The organism is Methylobacterium gregans (assembly GCF_022179245.1).
Classification (GTDB): domain Bacteria; phylum Pseudomonadota; class Alphaproteobacteria; order Rhizobiales; family Beijerinckiaceae; genus Methylobacterium; species Methylobacterium gregans.
The window spans coordinates 1-20,795 of record NZ_BPQM01000161.1 but is presented as its reverse complement, the minus strand read 5'-3'; the positions used below and the strand labels follow the sequence as shown (position 1 = coordinate 20,795).

The window sequence follows — 20,795 nt, the reverse complement described above, 5'->3', positions numbered from 1 at the left end:
GCCTCGCCGGGACGGACCGGGAGACCTTCCGCTTCCTGCACGTCTCCACCGACGAGGTCTACGGCTCGCTGCCCCCCGACGCCTTCTTCACGGAAGAGAGCCGCTACGACCCGCGCTCGCCCTACTCGGCCTCGAAGGCGGCCTCCGACCACCTCGCGCGCGCTTGGGCTGAGACCTACGGCCTGCCGGTCCTGGTGACGAACTGCTCGAACAATTACGGGCCCCGCCACTTCCCCGAGAAGCTCATCCCGCTGATGATCCTGAACGCGCTGGAGGGCAAGCCGCTGCCGGTCTACGGCGACGGGCTGAACGAGCGCGACTGGATCCACGTGGAGGACCACGCCAAGGGTCTGGTGGCGGTGCTGGAGCGGGGGCGGATCGGCGAGACCTACCTGCTGGGGGGCCGGGCGGTGCGCAACAACCTGGCGGTGGTCGAGGCTCTGTGCGCGGCCTTCGACCGCCTGCGGCCCGAGGGCGCCCCGCACGCGCGGCTGATCAGCTTCGTGACCGACCGTCCGGGCCACGACCGGCGCTACGCGATCGACCCGGGCAAGGCGGAGGCCGAGCTCGGCTGGCGGCCCACCAAGGTGTTCGAGGCGGCGCTGGAGGAGACGATCCGCTGGTACCTCGCCAACGAGGCCTGGTGGCGACCGATCCGCGAGGGCCGCTACACCGGCGAGCGCCTCGGCCTCGCAAAGGCCGGCTGAGCTCATGACCGCGTCCATGGATATTCTCATCCTCGGCGGTGCCGGCCAGGTCGGCACGGAACTCCGGGCGCTGTCCTGGCCCGACGCGGTGTGCCTGCACGCGCCCGGCCGCGACGCCCTCGACATCACCGATCCCGCCGCGCTCGCGGCGGCCTTCGCCGAGCGGGCCTACGCGGCGGTGATCAACACCGCCGCCTACACGGCGGTGGACAAGGCCGAGAGCGCGGTGGCCGAGGCGTGGCAGCTCAACGCGCTGGCGCCCGCGTATCTGGCGGCCGAGACCAAGAAGGCAGGCATCCCGCTCGTCCACGTCTCGACCGACTACGTCTTCGATGGGGAGACCCCCGGCCCCTACTGGCCCGACGACCCGATCGACCCGCAGAGCGTCTACGGCGCCAGCAAGGCGGCCGGCGAGCTCGCGGTGCGGACCGCCAACCCGCGCCACGCGATCCTGCGCACCGCCTGGGTGGTGAGCCCGCACCGGGCGAACTTCGTGAAGACCATGCTGCGGCTCGCCGCCGAGCGCGACGGCCTCAACGTGGTCGCCGACCAGCACGGTTGCCCGACCTCCGCGGCCGATCTCGCCGAGGCGCTGAAGACCGTCGCCCTGCGGCTCATCGCGGATGCGGGCGCGCCGACCGGCACCTTCCACTGCGTCAACGCGGGCGAGACCACGTGGCACGGCTTCGCCGAGGCCATCGTGGCGGGCGGCGCCCGGCGCGGCGGCCGCAGCGTGCCCGTCTCCGGCATCCCGACCTCGGCCTATCCGACACCGGCCCGGCGGCCCGCCAACTCGGTCCTCTCGACCGAGACGCTGGCCCAGGCCTACGGCATCACCATGCGCCCCTGGCAGGCGGCGCTCGACGACATTCTCGACCGGCTCGTCGGCCCGGTCGGCACCGGAGTTTGAGGATGAAGGGGATCGTTCTGGCCGGAGGCTCCGGCACGCGGCTGCACCCGGCAACGCTGTCGATCAACAAGCAGCTCCTGCCGGTCTACGACAAGCCGATGATCTACTATCCCGTGTCGGTGCTGATGCTCGCCGGCATTCGGGACATCCTGATCATCTCGAGCCCGGAGCACCTCGGCAACTACCAGCGCCTGTTCGGCACCGGCGAGCAGTTCGGGCTGAACTTCAGCTACGCCGTGCAGCCGCGGCCCGAGGGCTTGGCCCAGGCCTTCATCATCGGCCGCGACTTCGTGGGTGAGGACGACGTTGCGCTGATCCTCGGCGACAACCTGTTCTTCGGGGCCGGCATGGGCGAGATGCTGGAGCGCGCCGCCGCCCGCAAGGCGGGCGCGACCGTGTTCGCCTACCATGTCGAGAACCCACAGGCCTACGGCGTCGTGACCCTGGACCGGGCCGGCCGGCCTCTGCGGCTCGTCGAGAAGCCGAAGGAGCCCGAATCCACCTGGGCGGTGACCGGTCTGTACTTCTACGACAACCAAGTGCTCGACATCGCCGCCGACGTGAAACCTTCGCCCCGTGGCGAGCTCGAGATCACCAGCGTCAACGAGGCCTATCTGGAGCGCGGCCAGCTCCACGTAGAGCGCATGAGCCGGGGCTATGCCTGGCTCGACACCGGCACCCATGACAGCCTGCTGGAAGCGTCCGAGTTCGTGCGCACGCTCCAGCACCGCCAGGGCCTGCAGGTGGCCTGCCTGGAGGAGATCGCCTTCCTGCAGGGCTTCATCGGGCGCGACCAGCTGGTGGCGCGGGGCGAGCTCTTCGCCAAGACCAATTACGGCCAGAACCTGCTGCGCCTCGCCCGCGAGCACGACGCCGCGCCGCCGGCCTGAGGCGCGACGCCCCCGGGAACGTTGCGGACGGGCGGGTGATTGCCCGGAGAGACCCGTCCGCAACGTGGAGTTTCCCATGCGCCGTCTCGCCCTCGCGCTCACAGCCGTCATCGCCCTGAGCGGCTCCGCTCTCGCCGTCGACAGCGACCAGAAGACCCCGACCCGCGCACCGGAATTCACGAGCGTGCCCCAGGACGCCGTGCTGAGCTACAACCTGATCGGCCTCAATGTGGTCGACGGGCAGCAGAACAGCGTCGGCGAGATCAAGGACATCGTCATCGCGAACGGGCAGCTCGCGGGCTACATCCTGTCGGTCGGCGGCTTTCTCGGCCTGGGCGAGCGCTACGTCGCGGTGAAGCCCGATTCCGTCGCCCTCGGCTACGACGCGGACGGGAAGAAGTGGAAGGCGATCATCGGCGCCAGCAAGGACCAGCTGAAGGCCGCGCCCGAATTCAAGTACGAGGGCAAGTTCAACCGCACCTGAGTTCGACTCCGCCAATCGCTCTACGACCGGCCCAGATCGGGTCCCATCCGGCGCCGGTCGTGCTCCATGGCAAAGACGTGGGCGTAGAGGTTCGCCACCCAGCGGCGCCCTTCGACGGTCGCGTCAAGCGCGCGGATGCCGTCGCCGATCACCGGCTCGACCTTCGACCAGAAGAAGGCCGGGTAGCCGGTCGCGAGGTCGGCCGGATCGGCGTAGCCGAGTTCCTTGTCCAGGCCGACTTCGGCGAATTCCCGGAACAGGGCATTGAGCTTGCGCGGGTAGAGCGGGTCCCCGAGCTGCCCGATCAGATCGGCGGCACGCAGCAAGCCCGCCTCGGTCCCGGTCTCCGCATGGTCGGCGTCGTTGGGGACGGGGAAGCGCGTCAGCTCGATCGCCCGTACCACGCGCTCCGCATCCACGAGGTCGTGCCCGCCGAAACGCTCGCGCACCGCGATCTTCGAGCGCTCGACGTGCCAGGGCGCGAGCGCCGCGTCGGAGGCTCCGCGCGGCAGCCCGACGGTGGTGCCGGCCCCGTCCACCACGTAGCGGCCGGGGCCGTCCCCGGCGCAGATGCCGCGCACATAGCCGATGTCGTGGTAGAGCGCGGCCAGGATCGCGTGAAGCCACTCGTCTGGACCGACCGAGCGACTGACGAAGCGTCCGCGCAGGATGTCCTGCATCACCAGGGCGACGAGGGCGGTATGGTCCGCGTCGTGATAGAGCGCGTCGCTGCCGACGAGGCGCTCGATGGTGAGCCGCGCCGACTCGTCGATCACCTCGGCGTAGCGCGGCTCGCGGCTGCCGAACATGCGCGTGTAGGTCTCGGCGAGATGGCGGCCCAGCGCGTTCGCCAGGAGCTGCGTCAGTTCCAGCATGACCCGTCCGGCGCAGACAGCCTACGGCCGGGAAGCGCCGGCCCACCCACCGACAAGTCGGAGCTGCCGCGACGGTTGCAGGCCAACGTCGTCCCAGCGGCGTCGCGTCCGCGGAACTTCCCATCGCGCAGGTCCGTTCGCTCCGTTACGATCGCCACATCGGATCAGGAGTTCCCCATGGCTCGTGCGCGCATCGCGCTCCTCGCCGCCGCTCTCGTGGTCGGCACGCCCGCGGCGGCCCTCGCCTTCGGCGGCAACAGCGACGCCGGCAGCGGCCTCTCGCCCTACGCCGCCCTGAACGGCAACGACCGCTCCGCCGGCGTGAACAACGGCAATTACCGTCCGCCGCGTTTCGACCCCTACGTACAGACCTATGGGTACGAGGACGAGCCGCGGGTCTATCGGCGCGCCCCCGCGCGCCGTCCGGCCTACGGCTACCCGTACTGAGCCGACGCAGCCGGCCGGTCCCTGGACCGGCCGACCTCGGGCCGATGTCAGCCCTCGCGGCGGCCGCCTATGGACCGTTGCATGCGCGAGAGTTGCGCGATGTGCAGGTCGATCAGCGGCAGGGCTCCGCGGGCGATGCGGCGCAGGCCCGGATCCTCGCCCGTCTGCGCGTAGGTGCCGTGGATCATCTGCGCCTCCCGGTGCCCCTGGAGGGAGGCGGCCACGAAGGTCGCGTCATATTGCGGGCCGGGTTCCAGGCCGGAGAGCTGGCTCAGGATCTGCGCCTTCTGCGCGTCGCTCGTCATGCCGCCGGGCTGGCCGCTCGCCTGACCGCCCGGGACGCCCAGCACCCCGCCGGTGACGCCGCCGACCACGCCGCCCGCGATCCCGGTCGCGGCGTTGACCGCGCCGCCCGCCACCGCCAGCGGCGCCCCGACGAGGCCGCCCACGACCCCGCCGGGCCCTGGCCGTCCGGCAGCGACCGGCGCGCCGCCCGTGTAGCCGTCTATCCGGTTGGCGAGAGTGACCTGCTCGGTGACCTCGGCCCGCGCGAAGCGCTTCACGCCCGGATTGCCGGTCTTGGCGTAGGCATCCCGGGCGGTGTTCTCCAGGAACAGGCCGCCCTTGGTGGCCATCTCCAGATAGACCGGCGTCGGCATCGCGCCGGCGGGCGTCGGCTGGGCGATCGCCGTCCGGGTCACCGCCAGGGCGGCGGTGGCCGTCATCATGTGCACGAGAAATTCGCGGCGCAGCATCAGGGACTCCCGGTTGAAGGACGTATCCCGTGTGGCCGCGAGGGCGGCAGGGACGTCGCTGATGCAACCAAGCGTTGCTTTCTATGTTCCTGATACCACCGGGCTCGGCCTTATCGGCTCCGCAGCTGGCCGGACCGGCATCCGCCGGTGCCCGCGGTGGAGGCCCCGATGCAGGCAGAGGCTCGCGAAGGCCACGGCGGCGCCGGCCATTAGGTCCGGCAGGTAGTGACCGCCCGAGCCGAGCGTCGCGACGACGACCGCAGCGTTGAGGACGAGGGCCAGCGTCCCGACGAACCGGACGGGTGCGAGCGCCCAGGCCGTCAGGATCGCGAGGCAGACGTGGAAGGAGGGGAAGGTCACGAGGCCCCGGACTTCGCCGAGCACCAAGGTGTCGAAGGTCCCGGCGCGCAACCGCTCCAGCGCGTCGAGGTGCCAGACCGCGCCGACGGTCTCGATCGCGGAGGACGGTATCGCGGCGGGCGCGTAGTGCGCGTAGGCGCCGACTGCGGGCAGCACGGCCGAGACCGCCACGACGCAGAGCAGCGTCGCGCAGAACAGGCGCACGAAGGCCCAGAGCCGGCCGAGCCGGCGCGTCGCCGCGAGCACGATCACCACCGCGGCAATCTGCGGCCCGCTCGTATGATAGGCCAGCGATAGCCACCAATTCAGATCCGGATGGGCCTCGAGCAGCGCGCGGTAGGCCGGCCAGTCGAACCCGAGCGCCCGCTCGGCCCGCGCCAGCGCGTCGTCGATCAGCGGCAGCCCGAGCGTGGCGGCGCAGTAGTGCAGGATGGCGACCGGCACCGTGAAAGCGATGAGGCTCGCGCTCGCCAGTGCCATGGCCCGGAGCGAGGGCTCAGACTTCAGCGGGCCGAGGCAGGCGGCTGCCGCGAGCAGAACGGCGACCAGGGCCGCGAGCGCCAGCGGCGCCGCCGGATCGAGCTTGATGCCCGCAACGGCGAGCCAGACTGCATCGACGACGATCAGAGCTAGCGTCGCCAGCCAGAGCCCGGGATGCGGCGCGGCGATCGCGGCACGGAGAGCGCGCAGACGCCCACCTTCGGTGAAGCGCGCGGGGCGAAGGGCTGGGGTGCGGTAATCGGTGCGGGGCGCCGCTCCGTCCGGATCACGGCGCGGAAGACGGACGCGACCCATGATCTCCATCGCGTCGTCGGCTTCGGCATCGTCCACGCTGCCGCGACGCGGTTGGTCCATCATCCTCGTGTCGCCCCCTGGCCGATGCACCGGTGGATACGCGCGAAGCTCGTATTGGTTCTCCGGCAAGGCTGAGCCGTTAGATACGTCCGAGGGTGCGGCGTCATCCCGGGATGCGCGTCGATTTTTGCACCCTAGATTCGGTTCGTTGACGGGACGAGGTTCCATGGATCGGCAGAGCGGCCTCGAACCCGAGGACATGCAGGTGCGGCAGGACCACAGCGGCGAGGCGCCCGAGGAGGTCGTGCTGGAGCCGCTGGCCGATTACCCACGGATCGACCTGCGCGGGAGCGGCGAGCCCTGGGAGAAGCGGCGCGCCGCCGGCAAGGCCCTGCGCGAGGCCGTGCCGCACGCGGCCCACGCCGCGCTCGACCTGCGCGACGACCGGCCGGACCCGGTGGCACTGATCGAGCAGGCGCATGCCGGCCGCCAGCCGGAACTCGTCCCCCTGCGGGTCGCCCGCATGGCGAGTTCGCCCTTCGCCTTCCTGCGCGGCGCCGCCCACATCATGGCCTGGGACCTCGCCCACACACCCACGAGCCAGATCTCGGTGGTGATGAACGGCGACGCGCACATCTCGAATTTCGGCCTGTTCGGTACGCCGCAGCGGGACGTCGTGCTCGACCTCAACGATTTCGACGAGGTCACGGTCGGCCCTTGGGAATGGGACCTGAAGCGGCTCGCGGCGAGCATCGAGGTGGCGACGCGGACCGACGAGGTGCCCGCCGACCACCGCCGCCGCGCGGTGATCGCGGCGGTCTCCGGCTACCAGCACACGATGACGGAGCTGGCGCCCCAGGGCTCGCTCGAGGTCTGGTACCAGTCCACCCGCGCCGACCAGCTCGCGATCTCCGGGATCGACATCGACGCGGATTCCCAGGAGGTCGTGCGCAAAGCGGTCGCCAAGGCGCGCAAGCGGCACAACCGGAGTCTACTCGACAGTGTGGGCGAGCGCCGCATCGACGGCGCATGGCGCCTGCGCGACGACCCGCCGATCCTCACCCCCGTGCCGGACGCGGTGCGGGAGGCGGTGATCACGGGCCTGGAGCACTACGCCGAGACTCTGCCGCGGGAGCGCCGGTTCATGCTGAGCCGCTACCACGTGGTGGATGTGGCCCACCGGGTGGTCGGGGTCGGCAGCGTCGGCACCCGCGCCTATCTCGCGCTGCTCTGCGGGAACTCGGATCAGGACGTGCTCTTCCTTCAAGTCAAGGAGGCGGTGCGCCCTGCCCACGCTCCCTACCTGCCCGGCATGCCCGAGCCATACGCCCGCCACGAGGGCGAGCGCGTCATCCACGGCCAGCGCCTGCTCCAGGCGGTCGGCGATCCGCTGCTCGGCTGGACCACCATCGAGGACCGGCCGTTTTATGTGCGCCAAATGAAGAACATGAAGGGCGAGATCCCGGTTGCCTGCCTGCGCGGGCAGCCGCTCCTCACCTTCTCCTGGGCCTACGGCGCCCTGCTGGCCCGTGCGCATGCGCGGACCGGCGACGCCGCCGCGATCTGCGGCTATTGCGGTCGCGACGGCAACACCGACCTGCGAGAGGCCATCGCCGATTGGGCGCACGCCTACGGCGACCGCAACGCGTCCGATTACGAGCAGTTTCGCGCGGCGATCGCGAACGGGCTGCTCACGGCGGCGGATGACCCGCATCTCTGAGAAGACCGGGCGATCCGCGCGGAGCCGGCTCCGCGGGTGATTTATACACAGCCCGGTGGTTATCCCCGGGATTCACAAAGCGGCCGCCATCCGCCACGGTGCCGGCATGATCCCCACGCCGCCCGCCGGCCCGTGAGCGCGTCCCGTCCGCTTCGTTCACACCAGCGCGCCCTGCTGGCGCTCGTCGGCGCGATCGCGCGCGGCGAGGCGACGGGGGTGAGCGACATCCTGGCCGCTGTCACGCCCGGCGGCGGCAAGTCGCTGCTGCCGGTGATCGCCGCCGCCGAACTCATCGCGGCAGGCCGGATCGACCGCGTCGTCTGGGTGGTGCCGCGCGATTCCCTGCGTCTCCAGGCGGAAGAGGCCTTCGCCGACCCGGCCTGGCGCGCGAGCCTCGGGCACGCCTTGAGCGTGCGCGCGGCCGACAACGAGCCCGATCCCGCCCGGGGGCTCAGCGGCTACGTCACCACCTATCAGGCCGTCGCCGCCGCGCCGGCCCTGCACCTCGCCGAGGCACGGGCGCACCGGACGCTGCTCGTCGTCGACGAGGTCCACCACCTGCCCGTACCGAACGCCGCCCGCGGCGGCGACGGCGAGCCCTCCGATGAGGAGGCCGAGGCCGGCGCCTGGAGCCGCGCGATGCTGCCGCTATTTCGGGCGGCCACCCTGCGGCTCTTCCTCTCCGGCACCCTGGAGCGGGCGGACGGGCGCCGCATCCTCGGGCTGCCCTATCACCCGGCCAACGCGGGGCGCGGGCCGGAGGTCAACATCGAGGCGCCGGGCCTCGCGGTGATCGGCTATTCCCGCGTGCAGGCGCTGGCCGAGCGCGCGGTACTGCCGGTGAATTTCGGCGCGCTCGACGGCGAGGCGAGCTGGCTGGAGGCGGGGCAGGTGGCCGGTGCGGCGCCGCGGGTCGGTCCGCACCGGCTCGGCGGGGGCGTGCGCGTCACCACGCGGCCGGCCCTGTTCACGGCGCTCCGCACAGGCTTCGCCCGCGATCTCCTCGGCGAGGCCTTCCACGCGACCCGCCGCATCCGGGCCCGGCGCCGCGCGGAGCGGGGGCTCGGGCCGGCCGAGCCGGCGCTCGGTCTCGGCAAGCTTCTCGTCGTCGCTCCCGATCAGGAGAGCGCCCGGCGCTACCAGGCGACGATCCAGGGCTGGATGCCAGGACCGCAGGCCGAGCGGGACGTGCGCATCGCCACCTCGTCGGCGCAGGACGCCCACGCGGCGCTCGCCGCTTTCCGGCTGCTCCCGGAGCCCGCCATCCTCGTCACCGTGGCGATGGCCTACGAGGGCCTCGATGCGCCCGAGGTCGCCGTCGTGGCGGCTCTCACCCACATCCGCTCGCGACCCTGGCTGGAGCAGATGCTGGCGCGCGCGACGCGCGTCGACCCGAACGGGGGCGCCTACGACAGCCAGCAAGCCCTGGTCTTCCATCCCGACGACCCCCTCTTCGCGAAGTTCCGCGCGGAATTGGAGACCGAGCAGGGCAGCGCCCCGCGCCCCCGCGAGAAGCCGCGCCTCACGGCCATCACCCCCGAGCCGGTGCGCTGGCGGGACGAGACGCCCCGGGGCATCACGCCGCTGGAGAGCAACGCGCTGGGACTGCGCTACGCCATGCTTCGCCCGCGCATGCCGGATCCGGACGCGCCCGCGCGGGACCCGGCGCCCGCACGCGAAGGGCCGCCCTCGCTGACGGAGCGCTCTCTGCGCCAGCGCCTCAGCGCGCAGGTGGCGGCTCAGGCGGTCGAGGACGAGGCGGCGTGGCAGGCCCCGCGCGGCGGCAACCTCGCCCACCGCTACAACGCCGTGCTCAAGCGCGTGACCGGCAAGGACCGGGCCTCGATGACCCTGCCGGAACTCGAGGCGGCCCTGGCCTGGCTGGAGCGCAACCGCCTCTCCGACCACGCGCACCTGCTTGAGGGAGACACCCGCTACGCCTGGTCCGTCCGCCAGCGCCGCCGGAGCTGGGCTCCGGCCGGACGCCGGGCGGAGGGCTAGGCGCTTCGCCGATCAGGATCCGAGGAAACGGCGGATCCATCCGCCGAGACGGGCGCTGTCGTGGGGCGCGTCGAGGCTGGCGAGGGCCCGCTCGACCAGGGCCGGATCCTGCATGGCCGCACGGTGATCCCGGGTGAGGGCGCGGGCGTAGTCCGGCCCGAACTCGGGATGGCACTGGCAGGACAGAGCGGCGCGGTCGCCGTATTCTAGAACGCCGTAGGGCGTGAAGGCGCTGCCCGCGAGCACGCGCGCCCCCGGCGGCAGCACCGTGACCTGATCCTGATGGCTCACCGGCACGGCGATGCTCGGGCCGGCGTCCATGTAGGGTGCGCGCGCCACGACATCGTAGGTGTGAAGGCCGAGGCCCCAGCCACGGGGCGACTTCTCGGCCCGCCCGCCGAACGCCGCGGCCATGACCTGATGGCCGAAGCAGATGCCGACGAGCTTCCGCTCGGCCGGCAGGGCCCGGAGAAAGGCGATCAGCTCCGCGATCCAGGACAGGGGGTCGTAGACGCCGGCCGGCGATCCAGTGATCAGGAAGGCTTCGTGCGCGGCCGGGTCAGGCCACGCGCCGGCGCGCACATCGAAGGTCGTGCAGGTGTGGTCCGGCCCGAGGAGACCTGCCGACATCGCCGCGTAGGAGGGAAAGGCGGAGAGCCTGTCGGGCGGTCGGCCGGTCTCGAGGATGGCGATGCGCAAGGGGTGTCCATCCGTGGCGATCCGGCCGCGGGGCCGGGCGGCCCGGGTTAGGCCGCGCTCGCCCCCGCGCGCAAGCGGCGCGCCGGTTTCGGGCGGATGTCCATCAGGTTGCCGCGCCAGACCACGGCGTTGCGCATCCACGCGCGCACCCAGAGCAGCGGGATCATCGCGTCGCGGATCAGGAAGGCCAGAACGAGACGCGGTGAGCGCGGCCAGCCGGCGCGCACGGCCAGCGCGTACTCGGCGCCGTAGAAGATCGCTGCGAGCACGGCGATCCCGATCCAGGCCTCTGCGCTCCCCACGAGACAGCCGGCGAGCAGGAAGGGCACCAGCACGCCGCTCGCGATCTCGGGCGCGAAAAAGAGCGGGAAGGTCACCCGGCGCAGGCGCGCCCAGCGCAGCTGCCGCGACCAGACCTCCCGGCGGCCGCGCGAGCCCAGGGGCTGCTCGAACGGGGCCGGGACGAGGTGGACCCGGCGCCCCGCCGCCCGCACGAGCTTCGTCGCGGCCGCATCCTCGGCGATCTCGGTGGCCAGCGCCCGGATGCCCCCGTGGCGCTCCAGGAAGGGCCGATGCCAGAGCATGCTCTTGCCTTGCGCGAAGCCGAGACCGAGCGCCTCGCCGGTATATTGCCAGCGTGCCTGAAGGGTGTTGAGGAAGGCGCACTCGACATCGGCCCAGAGGTTGCCGGGCCGTGCGCCGATCGGTGTCGAGCAGACGAGGCCGGTGTCGGACCGCCACGCTGCCTGCATCTGCTGCAGATAGTCCGGCGGCATCAGGACGTTCGAATCGGCGAGCACGATCCAGTCGTGGCGTGCCGCCTCCCAGCCGCGCACGCAGTTGTTCAGCTTCGGGTTGTCGCTGACACGCTCGTCGCCGATCACCACCCGGGCCGGCACCCGGGGATGGGCGGCGATCAGCCGGTCCACCAGCGGCCGGACGGGGTCGTTCGCGTCGGCCACGCAGAAGACGATCTCGTAGGCAGGATAATCGAGCCGGAAGCCCCGGGTCAGCGTCTCCTCGCTGAAGGTCTCCAGGCCGCAGACCGGCCGCACCAGCGAGATCGGGGCGCCCGCTGGGAACGCGGATGGTCCGCGCACGCGGCCGATGCGCCGGGCGGTGATGCCGAAGCTGACCAAGTTGACCAGGGTGAGCAGGCCGCAGAGCGCCAGGGACAGCGCGGTTGCGTTCGCCTCGATCATGCGGCCGTCGTCCCCGTCGCTCATGGCCGCGACCTGCCGCCGCGCCGTTGCGCAGCCCCCTAACAGTCGCGCCGTATCAGTCTTATGACGGGGCCATCCTTCCCATCGTTCGACCCGGATGATCCCGCCGATCGTGTTCCACCCGGCCTACGAGGCCACCCTCCCGGACGGCCACCGTTTCCCCATGCGGAAATACGGGCGGCTCGCGGAGGTGGTGGCGGAGCGCGGGCTGGCGCCGCTCGGATTTATTCAGCCGGAGCCGGCCTCGGCGGCGCTCCTCGCCCACGCGCACGCCCGATCCTACATCGATGCGGTGCTCGCCCACGACGTGCCGCGCGCGGTCGAGCGGGCGATCGGCCTGCCGGTGGACGAGGCCGTGGTGCGCCGCTCCCGCGCCTCCGTCGGCGGCACGCTGCTCGCCGCGCGCCTCGCCCTCGCGGAGGGCCTCGCCGGCAGCACGGCGGGTGGCAGCCACCACGCCCGCCGCGAGCAGGGGGCGGGGTTCTGCCTGTTCAACGACGTGGCGGTCGCGGCCCGCGCGCTCCAGCACGAGGGCGCGATCGCCCGGGCGCTGGTGGTCGATCTCGACGTGCACCAGGGCGACGGCACGGCCGACTGCCTGGCGTACGCGCCCGATCTCTTCACCCTGTCGGTCCACTGCGAGCGGAACTATCCGAGCCAGAAGATCCCGGGCGACCTCGACATCGGGCTGCCGGACGGGATGGAGGATGCGGCCTATCTCGACGTGCTCGCCGCGCGCCTGCCGCCGCTCCTCGACGCCCTGCGGCCGGACCTAGTCTTCTACAACGCGGGCGTCGATCCCCATCGGGACGACCGGCTCGGCCGCCTCGCGCTGAGCGACGACGGCCTCTACGCTCGCGACCGCTACGTGGTGGGCCAAGCGCGGGCACGCCGCATCCCGCTCGTGGCGGTGATCGGTGGCGGCTACACGCACGACGTGGACGCGCTCGCCGCGCGCCACGCCCTCGTCTTCGAGGCGCTCGCGGCCGTGGCCGAGACGTGACGCGAGACGAATGAGCTGGGGACGAGGCCCGCGCTTAAACCATTTGTGAAGCGTGCGGCGCACAATCGAATTGTCGCGCCGAGGCGGCGGCGCGCCGGTTCGACTGTTGAGTGGCGGCGATGCTCGGACGGATCTGGGAAGGCACGAAGGTGACGGTCGCGCTGCTGGCGATGATCGCCGCTGCGCTGATCTCCGCCAACAAGCTCGATCACGGAAGGCGCGACGCCGCCCGCCCGGGGGACGTCGCGCGGCAGGCGACGGACCCGGCGGTCACCGGCTCCGTCGGGCCGCGCTGAGGCGGAGCGCGACTCAGTAGCTGTAGTTGCGCCGGGGATAGCCGCCCGGGCCGTAGCCGGGATCGCGGACGCGGGAGCCGTAATCCACGTCGCGCCGCGCTTGGCGGTTGGCGAGAGCCCGCCCGGCGAGGCAGCCGGCGACCGCCCCGACCACGCCGCGCTCGGCGAGGTAGTGTCCGGCCACGCCCCCGATGATGGCGCCCTTGATGCAGCCCTTGGCCTCCGCCGCGCCGACGCTCATGAGCGTCACGATCGCGATGGCCGACGCCTTGACGGCGATCCGCATGGTGTTCTCCCTGACAAAATGCCCGGGAGAAACGGTGCTGCAGCCTCGGCGTTCCTGAGTTGCGCGGCGCTTCCGTGAAATGGCAGCGCCGCGGCTTCGCTCAGCGCAGCGAGGCGCAGAAGCGCTGGATGCGGGTGCAGGCCTCCTCCAGCGCCTTGTTCGAGGTCGCGTAGGAGATGCGCAGGTTCGGGCCGAGGCCGAAGGCCGAGCCGTGCACCGCCGCCACGCCCTCGCTCTGAAGCAGCTCGGTGACGAAGTCCTGGTCGGTCTCGATCGTCTTGCCGCCCTCCGTACGCTTGCCGATCAGCGCGGCGCAGGACGGGTAGACGTAGAAAGCGCCCTCCGGCATCGGGCATTTGAGGCCCGAGGCCTGGTTCAGCATCGAGACCACGAGGTCGCGGCGCTCCTGGAAGGCCGCGCGGAAGCGGGCGAGATGCTCCTGCGTCCCGTCGAGGGCCGCCACCGCCGCCCATTGCGAGATCGTGGTAGCGCCGGACGTCTGCTGGCCCTGGATGAAGTCCATGGCCTTGATCAAGTGCTCGGGACCGGCCGCGTAGCCGATGCGCCAGCCGGTCATGGCGTAGGCCTTCGAGACGCCGTTCATGGTCAGCGTGCGCTCGTAGAGTCCGGGCTCGACCTGGGCCGGGGTCACGTACGCGAAGTCGCCGTAGGTCAGGTGCTCGTACATGTCGTCGGTGAGCACCCAGACGTGCGGATGGCGCATCAGCACGTCGGTGATCGCCTTCAGCTCGTCGTGCGCGTAGGCGGCGCCCGACGGGTTCGAGGGCGAGTTGAGGATGATCCACTTGGTCTTCGGGGTGATGACCCGCTCCAGCTCCTCCGGCTGGAGCTTGAAGTCGTGCGCCATGTCGGTCTCGGCGAAGACGGGCGTGCCGCCGCACAGAACCACGATCTCCGGGTAGGAGACCCAGTAGGGGCGGGGGATCACCACCTCGTCGCCCGGATTGAGGGTGGCGAGCAGCGCGTTGTAGATCACGTGCTTGCCGCCGGTGCCGACGATGGTCTGGCTCGGCTTGTAGTCGAGCCCGTTCTCGCGCTTGAACTTGCGGGCGATCGCCTCGCGCAGCGGCACGATGCCGGAGACGGGCGGATACTTGGTCTCGCCGCGCCGGATCGCCTCGATCGCCGCTTCCTTGATGTGGTCGGGCGTGTCGAAGTCGGGCTCGCCGACCGAGAGGCTGATCACGTCCATGCCGGAGGCTTTCAGCTCGCGCGCCTTCTGCGTCATCGCGATCGTCGCGGACGGCTTCACGCGGGACAGGGCGTCGGCCAGAAAGCCCATGGGGAGTGCTCCGGGATCTTGGAAGTCGGGCGGCACCGCGGGTCCGCGGCGGGCGGACCGTAGGGGCGGGCCGATGAGCCGGCAAGATGGCGCCGGGCCTGCGGAACACCTTATGACACGCGTGGCGAGCAGGGCTCCCGTGCCGGCTATCCCCTCGCGAACGGGCCGGGGCGGCCTCATCTTCCCTCCATGTTGCCGCTCTCGGTCCTCGACCTCTCCTTCGTGAATGCCGGCGCGACGCCCGCCGACGCGTTGCAGGACAGCCTCGCGCTGGCCCGGCACGTCGATGGCCTCGGCTATCACCGCTACTGGCTCGCCGAGCACCACGCCCTGGCCTCGGTCGCGAGCCCGGCTCCCGAGATCATGATCGGTCAGGTCGCGGCGGCGACGAAACATCTCCGTGTCGGCTCCGGCGGCATCATGCTGCCGAACCACGCGCCCCTGATGGTGGCCGAGCGATTCAAGCTGCTCGAGGCGCTCTTCCCGGGGCGGATCGACCTCGGTCTGGGCCGCGCACCGGGCACCGACGGCATCACCGCGCGGGCGCTGCGCCGCCGAGAGGATGCGCGCGAGGGCGACCCCTTCCTCGAACGCCTTCAGGAACTGCTGTACTTCGGCTCGGGCGAGTTCCCGGCAGGCCACCCGTTCGCGGAGATCGAGGTCATGCCCGCGGGCGTGCCGCTGCCGCCGATCTTCCTGCTCGGGTCCTCGGATTACAGCGGGGCGCTCTCGGCCCGGATCGGAACGGGATTCGCCTTCGCGCAGCACTTCGGAAGCTCCGACGGGGCCGAGGTTCTGCGGGCCTATCGGCGGCAGTTCCAGCCCTCGCGCCTGGGCGAGCGGCCCCACGCGATCCTGGCGCTGGCGGCGGTCTGCGCGGAGACCGACGAAGAGGCCGAGCGACTCGCCATGAGCCCGCGGCTCGCGACGCTGCGGCGCGAGCGCGGCATGTACAGCCCGATTCCGAGCCTCGACGAGGCCGAGAGCTACGCCTACTCGGAGTCCGAGCGGATGCGGATGGAGCGCGGGCGGGCGCGCCTGCACGTGGGCTCGCCCGAGACGCTGCGGGCGAAGCTCGCGGCCCTCGCCGACGAGGCCCAGGTCGACGAGATCATGATCGTGTCGAGCGTCCACGATCAGGCGGCGCGGCGCCGTTCCTACGCGCTGATCGCCGAGGCCTGGGGCTTGGCGGCCAAGCCCAGCCTGGCGGCCGAGCCCGATCCCGACGATCGTTCAGGCTGATCCCTGACCAGCGGCAGACCCGGCGCGCGGCTCAGCGGTGACGGCGGTGGCGGCTGTGCTTGCGCCGGCCGGGCAGGTCGGTCCGGTAGGCGCGCCGGCCCGGATCGATCCCGAGCGCCCCGTTGACGGTACCGACCGCGCCGCCGACCGCTCCGCCCACCACGCCGCCGACCGGGCCGCCGACGCGGTTGCCCTCGGCCGCGCCGCGGTTGATGCCGCCGACGAGGCCCTGTGCCTGGGCGATGCCGCCCAGCGTCAAGGTAGAGACCGCGAGCGTCGCGGCGACGAGAATGTGCTTCATGGCGGTGTCCTCGCGTTGATGGCTCCCCCGGGCCGATCTGGTGCCGGCCGGGTGCGCCTGCCTTTCAACGGTCAAGCTCGTCGTTGGTGGCAGCGTGGTCGGCCCGATTTCTGTGGCGCGATACCGAGTTGCCCGCTCTGGCGCGGGCGGGCGCCCGCTGATAGAAGCCGCCGCATGCGATTTGGCGCTGATCTGTTCTGCGGCCGTCAGGCGACGCGAATTACGGGCCCGGCCTCCGCCTGAGTGCCGCGGGAGACGCGGCATCGCGGATGCCGGGACGCGGGGTCCCCCGCACCCTGCCGGCGCTAACGGCGCCGGACCCGCCGAGACTTGAGCCGCATGGCCCCAAATGGGCCCGACGCCTTCCCAGGACGCCCGAACCGATGAGCGACGCTGCCCCCGCCGAGACCGCGACCACCCGCGACTATTCCAAGACCCTGTTCCTGCCCCGCACCGACTTCCCGATGCGCGCCGGCCTGCCGACCCGCGAGCCGCTGCTCCTCGAACGCTGGGAGAAGACCGACCTCTACGGGCAGCTTCGGGCGCGCGGGCAGGGCCGGCCGAAATTCGTGCTGCACGACGGCCCGCCCTACGCCAACGGCAACATCCATATCGGTACGGCGCTCAACAAGATCCTGAAGGACGTCATCGTCCGCTCGATGGGTGCGCTCGGCTACGAGGCGAACTACGTGCCGGGCTGGGATTGCCACGGCCTGCCGATCGAGTGGAAGATCGAGGAGCAGTACCGCGCCAAGGGCCGCAACAAGGACGCGGTGCCGGTGATCGAGTTCCGGCAGGAATGCCGCGCCTTCGCGGCCCAGTGGCTCGATGTGCAGCGCGCCGAGTTCCAGCGGCTCGGCGTCACCGGCGACTGGGCGCATCCCTACGCCACCATGGCGTTCCCGGCGGAGGCCGCCATCGCCGACGAGCTGATGAAGTTCGCGGTCTCTGGCCAGCTCTACCGCGGCTCGAAGCCCGTGATGTGGTCGGTCGTCGAGAAGACCGCGCTGGCCGAGGCCGAGGTCGAGTACGAGGAGCACGTCAGCGATACGATCTTCGTGGCCTTCCCGATCCGCAAGGGCGGGGAGGGCGCTTTGGCTGGCGCCCGCGTCGTGATCTGGACCACGACACCCTGGACGATCCCCGGCAACCGCGCGGTCGCCTTCTCGAAAAAGATCGCCTACGGCCTCTACCGCGTCACGGCGGCGCCCGAGGACAACTGGGCGAAGGTCGGCGAGACCTACATCCTGGCCGACGCGCTGGCCGCGGGCGTGTTCAAGGCCGCCCGCATTGAGGGCTACGAGCGCGTCGCCGATGTGGCACCCGCAGACCTCGCCGGGCTGACGCTCGCGCACCCCCTCGCGGATCTCGGCTACGGCTTCGACGTGCCCGTTCTCGACGGCGATCACGTCACCGACGAGTCCGGCACCGGCTTCGTCCACACCGCCCCGAGCCATGGCCGCGAGGATTTCGAGCTCTGGATGGCGAGCGGCCGCACCCTGCGCGAGCGCGGCATCGACACGACGATCCCCTACACGGTCGATGCCGACAGCGTGCTCACCGAGGCGGCGCCGGGCTTCACCGGCACCCGCGTGTTGACGGCAAAGGGCGAGAAGGGCGACGCCAACAAGGCCGTGATGGCGGCGCTCACCGAGGCCGGCGCGCTGATCGCCCGCGGCGTGCTGCGCCACCAGTACCCGCACTCCTGGCGCTCGAAGAAGCCGGTGATCTTCCGCAACACGCCGCAATGGTTCATCGCCATGGACCGGCCGGTGGACAGCCTCGGCAACCGGACCCTCCGGGAGGTCGCCCTGCAGGCGATCGACGACACCCAGTGGGTTCCGCCGCAGGGCAAGAACCGCATCAACGGCATGGTGGCCAATCGGCCCGACTGGGTGGTCTCGCGCCAGCGCGCCTGGGGCGTGCCGATCACGGTGTTCGTCCATCGCGAGACCGGCGAGATCCTGCGCGATCCGGCCGTCAACGCCCGCATCGTCGAGGCGTTCCGGCAGGAGGGGGCGGATGCGTGGTTCACCGACGCCGACGGCGCCCGCTTCCTGGCGCCCGAGCACGATCCAGCCGCCTACGAGCGGGTGACGGATGTCCTCGACGTCTGGTTCGATTCCGGCTCCACCCACGCCTTCGTTCTCGACGATCCGGAGGCCTTCCCGGGTCTCGCGGGCGTCACGCGCCGCCGCGACGGCGGCGAGGACCGGGTGATGTACCTGGAGGGCTCGGACCAGCACCGCGGCTGGTTCCAGTCCTCGCTCCTCGAATCCGCCGGCACCCGGGGCCGCGCGCCCTACGACATCGTCCTGACCCACGGCTTCGTGCTCGACGGCAAAGGCCTGAAGATGTCGAAGTCGAAGGGCAACGTCGTCGCGCCCCAGAGCGTGATCAAGGATTCGGGCGCCGACATCCTGCGCCTCTGGGTGGCGGCCTCCGACTATACCGACGACCTGCGCATCGGTCCGGAGATCATCAAGACCTTCGCGGAGACCTACAGGAAGCTGCGCAACTCGCTCCGCTGGATGCTGGGCTCGCTCGCCCACCGCGTCGCGGCGGACGACGTGCCGCTCGACCGGATGCCCGAGCTGGAGCGGCTGATCCTGCACCGCCTGGCCGAGCTCGACGCCGAGATCCGCGAGGCCTACGCGGCCTTCGATACCAAGCGGGTGGTGGCGCTGCTCAACGGCTTCATGACCGGCGACCTCTCGTCCTTCTACTTCGACGTGCGCAAGGACGCGCTCTACTGCGATCCGATCTCATCGGTCCGCCGCCGTGCGTCCCTCCAGGTCATCGACGAGGCCTTCCGGCGCGCCGCGATCTGGCTCGCCCCCGTGCTGGCCTTCACGGCCGAGGAAGCGTGGCTCGATCGCTACCCGTCCGAGACCGGCTCGGTGCACCTGCAGACCCTGCCGCACACCCCGGCGGAGTGGCGCGACGACGCCCTCGCCGAGCGCTGGCAGAAGATCCGCCGCGTGCGCCGGGTGGTGACCGGCGCGCTGGAGATCGAGCGCGCGGCCAAGCGGATCGGCGCGAGCCTGGAGGCGGCGCCGGTGGTGCACGTCGCCGACGCGGACCTCCTGGAGGCCGTCCAGGGCGTCGACTTCGCGGACATCTGCATCACCTCCGACATCGCCGTCGTGGCGGGGGAGGGACCGGCAGAGGCCTTCCGCCTCGACGAGGTCCGCGGCGTCGCGGTCGTGCCGCGCCCGGCTGAGGGGCGCAAATGCGCCCGCTCCTGGCGGGTGACGCCCGAGGTCGGGCAGGATGGGGAGTACCCCGACGTCACGCCGCGCGACGCGCAGGCTCTGCGCGAGTGGGACGCCGCCAACCCTGCCGCGAGCGCGGCGTGACACGGTCTGCAGGCCGGCACGACGGCGTAGCGCGCATCTCCTCTCCCCGCACGCGGGGAGAGGGGGGTGCCACGCCCCGTGCGGTACGCGTCCGTTGCCGTCACCTCCGTCCCGATGCGAGAGAGGCGCGCCGATGACCCCCTTCCGCCTCGGCCTCCTCGCGCTCCTCCTCACCTTCGCGCTCGATCAGGCCTCGAAGCTCTGGCTCTATTTCGGCACCGATCTGGTGCTGACGCAGCCCTGGCGCTTCGGGCCTTATCTCGACCTCGTCGTCGTCTGGAACCGCGGCGTCTCCTACGGGCTGTTCCAGCAGGAGGGCGGACTCGGGCGCTGGCTGCTCGTCGCCCTCTCGCTCGTGGCCGCGGCGGGTCTCGCCGTCTGGATGCACCGGGCCGGCTCGCGGCTCCTCGGTCTCGCCCTCGGGCTGATCGCGGGCGGGGCGCTCGGCAACGCCGTCGACCGGGCCGCCTACGGGGCGGTGTTCGACTTCGTGCACCTGCACGCGGGCTCTTGGTCCTGGTACGTCTTCAACGTGGCCGACGCGGCGATCGTGGCGGGCGTCGTCGGGCTGATCATCGACAGCCTGATGCCGGAGCGCGGGCGGGCGAAGGCCGCCCAAGCGGCAAATCCCACCGATTCCGCCCCGTCCGTGTGATCCCGGCAACACGACCCACAGCACATTGCAGGTTGTCTGTGACCCCGCTCTGGTGCAGCCCGGTCAAGGCGCCATACGATCGCCGGAAACCGGGATCAGGCCGAGGAGGTCGGATCAGGCCGCCGAGAGCGCGGTCGCGTGAGGCCCGCCGCCGCGGCGCGGTCCGGGGCGCCCGGCCAACCTGTGGGGCAGCATGACCGGGTATCGCAGGACTCTCGTCACCGTGGCCGCGCTCGCGGCATCCCTCGGCACCTCCGGCGCGCGGGCGCAGGAGAGCGGCTCGCTGATGCGCGACACGCTGAGCACGCTGGGCCTCGTCGAGAAGGACCAGGCCCCGATCGACTACCGCGAGCGGGCACCGCTGGTGATGCCACCCAAGATCGACGGCAAGGCGCTACCGGCGCCGCGCCAGCGCGCGGCCAACCCGCAATGGCCGAAGGAGCCCGAGATCGTCGCGCGCGAGCGCGAGGTCGCCGAGCGCCGC

Annotated in this window: 20 protein-coding genes and 1 pseudogene; 13 read left to right on the top strand and 8 right to left on the bottom strand. The window is 71.6% G+C overall.

What is annotated here, in order from left to right:
• The 4 genes from MFF54_RS25605 to MFF54_RS25590 all read left to right on the top strand — a co-directional run.
• The coding region (locus tag MFF54_RS25605; protein WP_238307016.1) for a dTDP-glucose 4,6-dehydratase at positions 1-707 on the top strand (707 nt) is incomplete at its 5' end.
• Between the two features lie 16 nt (positions 708-723).
• Complete coding sequence (gene rfbD / locus MFF54_RS25600; protein ID WP_238307015.1) at positions 724-1,617, top strand: dTDP-4-dehydrorhamnose reductase; 894 nt, start codon at positions 724-726, stop codon at positions 1,615-1,617.
• Positions 1,618-1,619: 2 nt separating this feature from the next.
• Positions 1,620-2,507 carry a glucose-1-phosphate thymidylyltransferase RfbA gene (gene rfbA, locus MFF54_RS25595; protein WP_238307014.1) on the top strand — a complete coding sequence of 296 codons (888 nt, stop codon included), beginning with the start codon at positions 1,620-1,622 and terminating at the stop codon, positions 2,505-2,507.
• Between the two features lie 76 nt (positions 2,508-2,583).
• Complete coding sequence (locus MFF54_RS25590; protein ID WP_238307013.1) at positions 2,584-2,991, top strand: PRC-barrel domain-containing protein; 408 nt, start codon at positions 2,584-2,586, stop codon at positions 2,989-2,991.
• 20 nt (positions 2,992-3,011) lie between these two features.
• Here the strand turns inward: MFF54_RS25590 and MFF54_RS25585 are convergent, their stop codons facing one another.
• Entirely contained in the window at positions 3,012-3,866 is an 855-nt protein-coding gene (locus tag MFF54_RS25585; RefSeq protein WP_238307012.1) for a metal-dependent phosphohydrolase, read from the bottom strand.
• Positions 3,867-4,043: 177 nt separating this feature from the next.
• Here MFF54_RS25585 and MFF54_RS25580 point away from each other — a divergent pair, with 177 nt between their 5' ends.
• The gene (locus MFF54_RS25580; protein ID WP_238307011.1) at positions 4,044-4,313 is read left to right on the top strand and encodes a hypothetical protein; all 270 of its coding nucleotides are present in this window, start codon (positions 4,044-4,046) and stop codon (positions 4,311-4,313) included.
• Positions 4,314-4,360: 47 nt separating this feature from the next.
• Here the strand turns inward: MFF54_RS25580 and MFF54_RS25575 are convergent, their stop codons facing one another.
• Complete coding sequence (locus MFF54_RS25575) at positions 4,361-5,068, bottom strand: DUF4142 domain-containing protein (RefSeq protein WP_238307010.1); 708 nt, start codon at positions 5,066-5,068, stop codon at positions 4,361-4,363.
• Positions 5,069-5,149: 81 nt separating this feature from the next.
• Complete coding sequence (locus tag MFF54_RS25570; protein WP_238307009.1) at positions 5,150-6,286, bottom strand: phosphatase PAP2 family protein; 1,137 nt, start codon at positions 6,284-6,286, stop codon at positions 5,150-5,152.
• 163 nt (positions 6,287-6,449) lie between these two features.
• Between MFF54_RS25570 and MFF54_RS25565 the strand changes: the two genes are divergently transcribed.
• Positions 6,450-7,943 (top strand): DUF2252 domain-containing protein, encoded by a 1,494-nt coding sequence (locus MFF54_RS25565; protein WP_238307008.1) that lies wholly within the window; start codon positions 6,450-6,452, stop codon positions 7,941-7,943.
• Positions 7,944-8,075: 132 nt separating this feature from the next.
• Positions 8,076-9,944: a DEAD/DEAH box helicase gene (locus MFF54_RS25560; protein WP_238307007.1), complete on the top strand. Its 1,869-nt coding sequence runs from the start codon at positions 8,076-8,078 to the stop codon at positions 9,942-9,944.
• A gap of 12 nt (positions 9,945-9,956) precedes the next feature.
• On the opposite strand, the gene MFF54_RS25555 is transcribed toward MFF54_RS25560, so the two are convergent.
• Both MFF54_RS25555 and MFF54_RS25550 read right to left on the bottom strand, forming a co-directional pair.
• A complete protein-coding gene (locus MFF54_RS25555; protein ID WP_238307006.1) occupies positions 9,957-10,643 on the bottom strand; it encodes a type 1 glutamine amidotransferase in 687 nt (228 codons plus the stop codon).
• Between the two features lie 47 nt (positions 10,644-10,690).
• On the bottom strand, positions 10,691-11,845 hold the full coding sequence (locus MFF54_RS25550) for a ceramide glucosyltransferase (protein WP_238307017.1): 1,155 nt from the start codon (positions 11,843-11,845) through the stop codon (positions 10,691-10,693).
• A gap of 118 nt (positions 11,846-11,963) precedes the next feature.
• Between MFF54_RS25550 and MFF54_RS25545 the strand changes: the two genes are divergently transcribed.
• Both MFF54_RS25545 and MFF54_RS25540 read left to right on the top strand, forming a co-directional pair.
• Complete coding sequence (locus tag MFF54_RS25545; protein WP_238307005.1) at positions 11,964-12,869, top strand: histone deacetylase family protein; 906 nt, start codon at positions 11,964-11,966, stop codon at positions 12,867-12,869.
• A gap of 110 nt (positions 12,870-12,979) precedes the next feature.
• Entirely contained in the window at positions 12,980-13,165 is a 186-nt protein-coding gene (locus MFF54_RS25540; protein ID WP_238307018.1) for a hypothetical protein, read from the top strand.
• 13 nt (positions 13,166-13,178) lie between these two features.
• Here the strand turns inward: MFF54_RS25540 and MFF54_RS25535 are convergent, their stop codons facing one another.
• Together MFF54_RS25535 and MFF54_RS25530 are read right to left on the bottom strand one after the other, a co-directional pair.
• Positions 13,179-13,451, bottom strand: coding sequence for a hypothetical protein (locus MFF54_RS25535; RefSeq protein WP_238307004.1), 273 nt, complete (start codon positions 13,449-13,451; stop codon positions 13,179-13,181).
• 100 nt (positions 13,452-13,551) lie between these two features.
• Complete coding sequence (locus tag MFF54_RS25530) at positions 13,552-14,754, bottom strand: pyridoxal phosphate-dependent aminotransferase (protein ID WP_238307003.1); 1,203 nt, start codon at positions 14,752-14,754, stop codon at positions 13,552-13,554.
• 189 nt (positions 14,755-14,943) lie between these two features.
• On the opposite strand from MFF54_RS25530, the gene MFF54_RS25525 reads away from it, so the two are divergent.
• Positions 14,944-15,996, top strand: coding sequence for an LLM class flavin-dependent oxidoreductase (locus MFF54_RS25525; RefSeq protein ID WP_238307002.1), 1,053 nt, complete (start codon positions 14,944-14,946; stop codon positions 15,994-15,996).
• Between the two features lie 31 nt (positions 15,997-16,027).
• Here the strand turns inward: MFF54_RS25525 and MFF54_RS25520 are convergent, their stop codons facing one another.
• Complete coding sequence (locus tag MFF54_RS25520; protein WP_238307001.1) at positions 16,028-16,297, bottom strand: hypothetical protein; 270 nt, start codon at positions 16,295-16,297, stop codon at positions 16,028-16,030.
• 383 nt (positions 16,298-16,680) lie between these two features.
• Between MFF54_RS25520 and ileS the strand changes: the two genes are divergently transcribed.
• The 3 genes and pseudogenes from ileS to MFF54_RS25505 form a co-directional block, all read left to right on the top strand.
• Positions 16,681-19,656, top strand: a complete 2,976-nt coding sequence (ileS, locus tag MFF54_RS25515; RefSeq protein WP_238307000.1) for an isoleucine--tRNA ligase — start codon at positions 16,681-16,683, stop codon at positions 19,654-19,656.
• A 133-nt stretch (positions 19,657-19,789) separates the two neighbouring features.
• Positions 19,790-20,311, top strand: a complete 522-nt coding sequence (lspA, locus tag MFF54_RS25510) for a signal peptidase II (RefSeq protein ID WP_238306999.1) — start codon at positions 19,790-19,792, stop codon at positions 20,309-20,311.
• 193 nt (positions 20,312-20,504) lie between these two features.
• A pseudogene (locus tag MFF54_RS25505) lies at positions 20,505-20,795 on the top strand (hypothetical protein); the annotation flags it as partial.

Bases quoted from the DNA above. Each gene is read 5' to 3' on its own strand.
- rfbD (WP_238307015.1), top strand. From the start codon at position 724: ATGGATATTCTCATCCTCGGCGGTGCCGGCCAGGTCGGCACGGAACTC.
- rfbA (WP_238307014.1), top strand. From the start codon at position 1,620: ATGAAGGGGATCGTTCTGGCCGGAGGCTCCGGCACGCGGCTGCACCCG.
- MFF54_RS25590 (WP_238307013.1), top strand. From the start codon at position 2,584: ATGCGCCGTCTCGCCCTCGCGCTCACAGCCGTCATCGCCCTGAGCGGC.
- MFF54_RS25585 (WP_238307012.1), bottom strand. From the start codon at position 3,866: ATGCTGGAACTGACGCAGCTCCTGGCGAACGCGCTGGGCCGCCATCTC.
- MFF54_RS25580 (WP_238307011.1), top strand. From the start codon at position 4,044: ATGGCTCGTGCGCGCATCGCGCTCCTCGCCGCCGCTCTCGTGGTCGGC.
- MFF54_RS25575 (WP_238307010.1), bottom strand. From the start codon at position 5,068: ATGCTGCGCCGCGAATTTCTCGTGCACATGATGACGGCCACCGCCGCC.
- MFF54_RS25570 (WP_238307009.1), bottom strand. From the start codon at position 6,286: ATGATGGACCAACCGCGTCGCGGCAGCGTGGACGATGCCGAAGCCGAC.
- MFF54_RS25565 (WP_238307008.1), top strand. From the start codon at position 6,450: ATGGATCGGCAGAGCGGCCTCGAACCCGAGGACATGCAGGTGCGGCAG.
- MFF54_RS25550 (WP_238307017.1), bottom strand. From the start codon at position 11,845: ATGATCGAGGCGAACGCAACCGCGCTGTCCCTGGCGCTCTGCGGCCTG.
- MFF54_RS25545 (WP_238307005.1), top strand. From the start codon at position 11,964: ATGATCCCGCCGATCGTGTTCCACCCGGCCTACGAGGCCACCCTCCCG.
- MFF54_RS25535 (WP_238307004.1), bottom strand. From the start codon at position 13,451: ATGCGGATCGCCGTCAAGGCGTCGGCCATCGCGATCGTGACGCTCATG.
- MFF54_RS25530 (WP_238307003.1), bottom strand. From the start codon at position 14,754: ATGGGCTTTCTGGCCGACGCCCTGTCCCGCGTGAAGCCGTCCGCGACG.
- MFF54_RS25525 (WP_238307002.1), top strand. From the start codon at position 14,944: ATGTTGCCGCTCTCGGTCCTCGACCTCTCCTTCGTGAATGCCGGCGCG.
- MFF54_RS25520 (WP_238307001.1), bottom strand. From the start codon at position 16,297: ATGAAGCACATTCTCGTCGCCGCGACGCTCGCGGTCTCTACCTTGACG.
- ileS (WP_238307000.1), top strand. From the start codon at position 16,681: ATGAGCGACGCTGCCCCCGCCGAGACCGCGACCACCCGCGACTATTCC.
- lspA (WP_238306999.1), top strand. From the start codon at position 19,790: ATGACCCCCTTCCGCCTCGGCCTCCTCGCGCTCCTCCTCACCTTCGCG.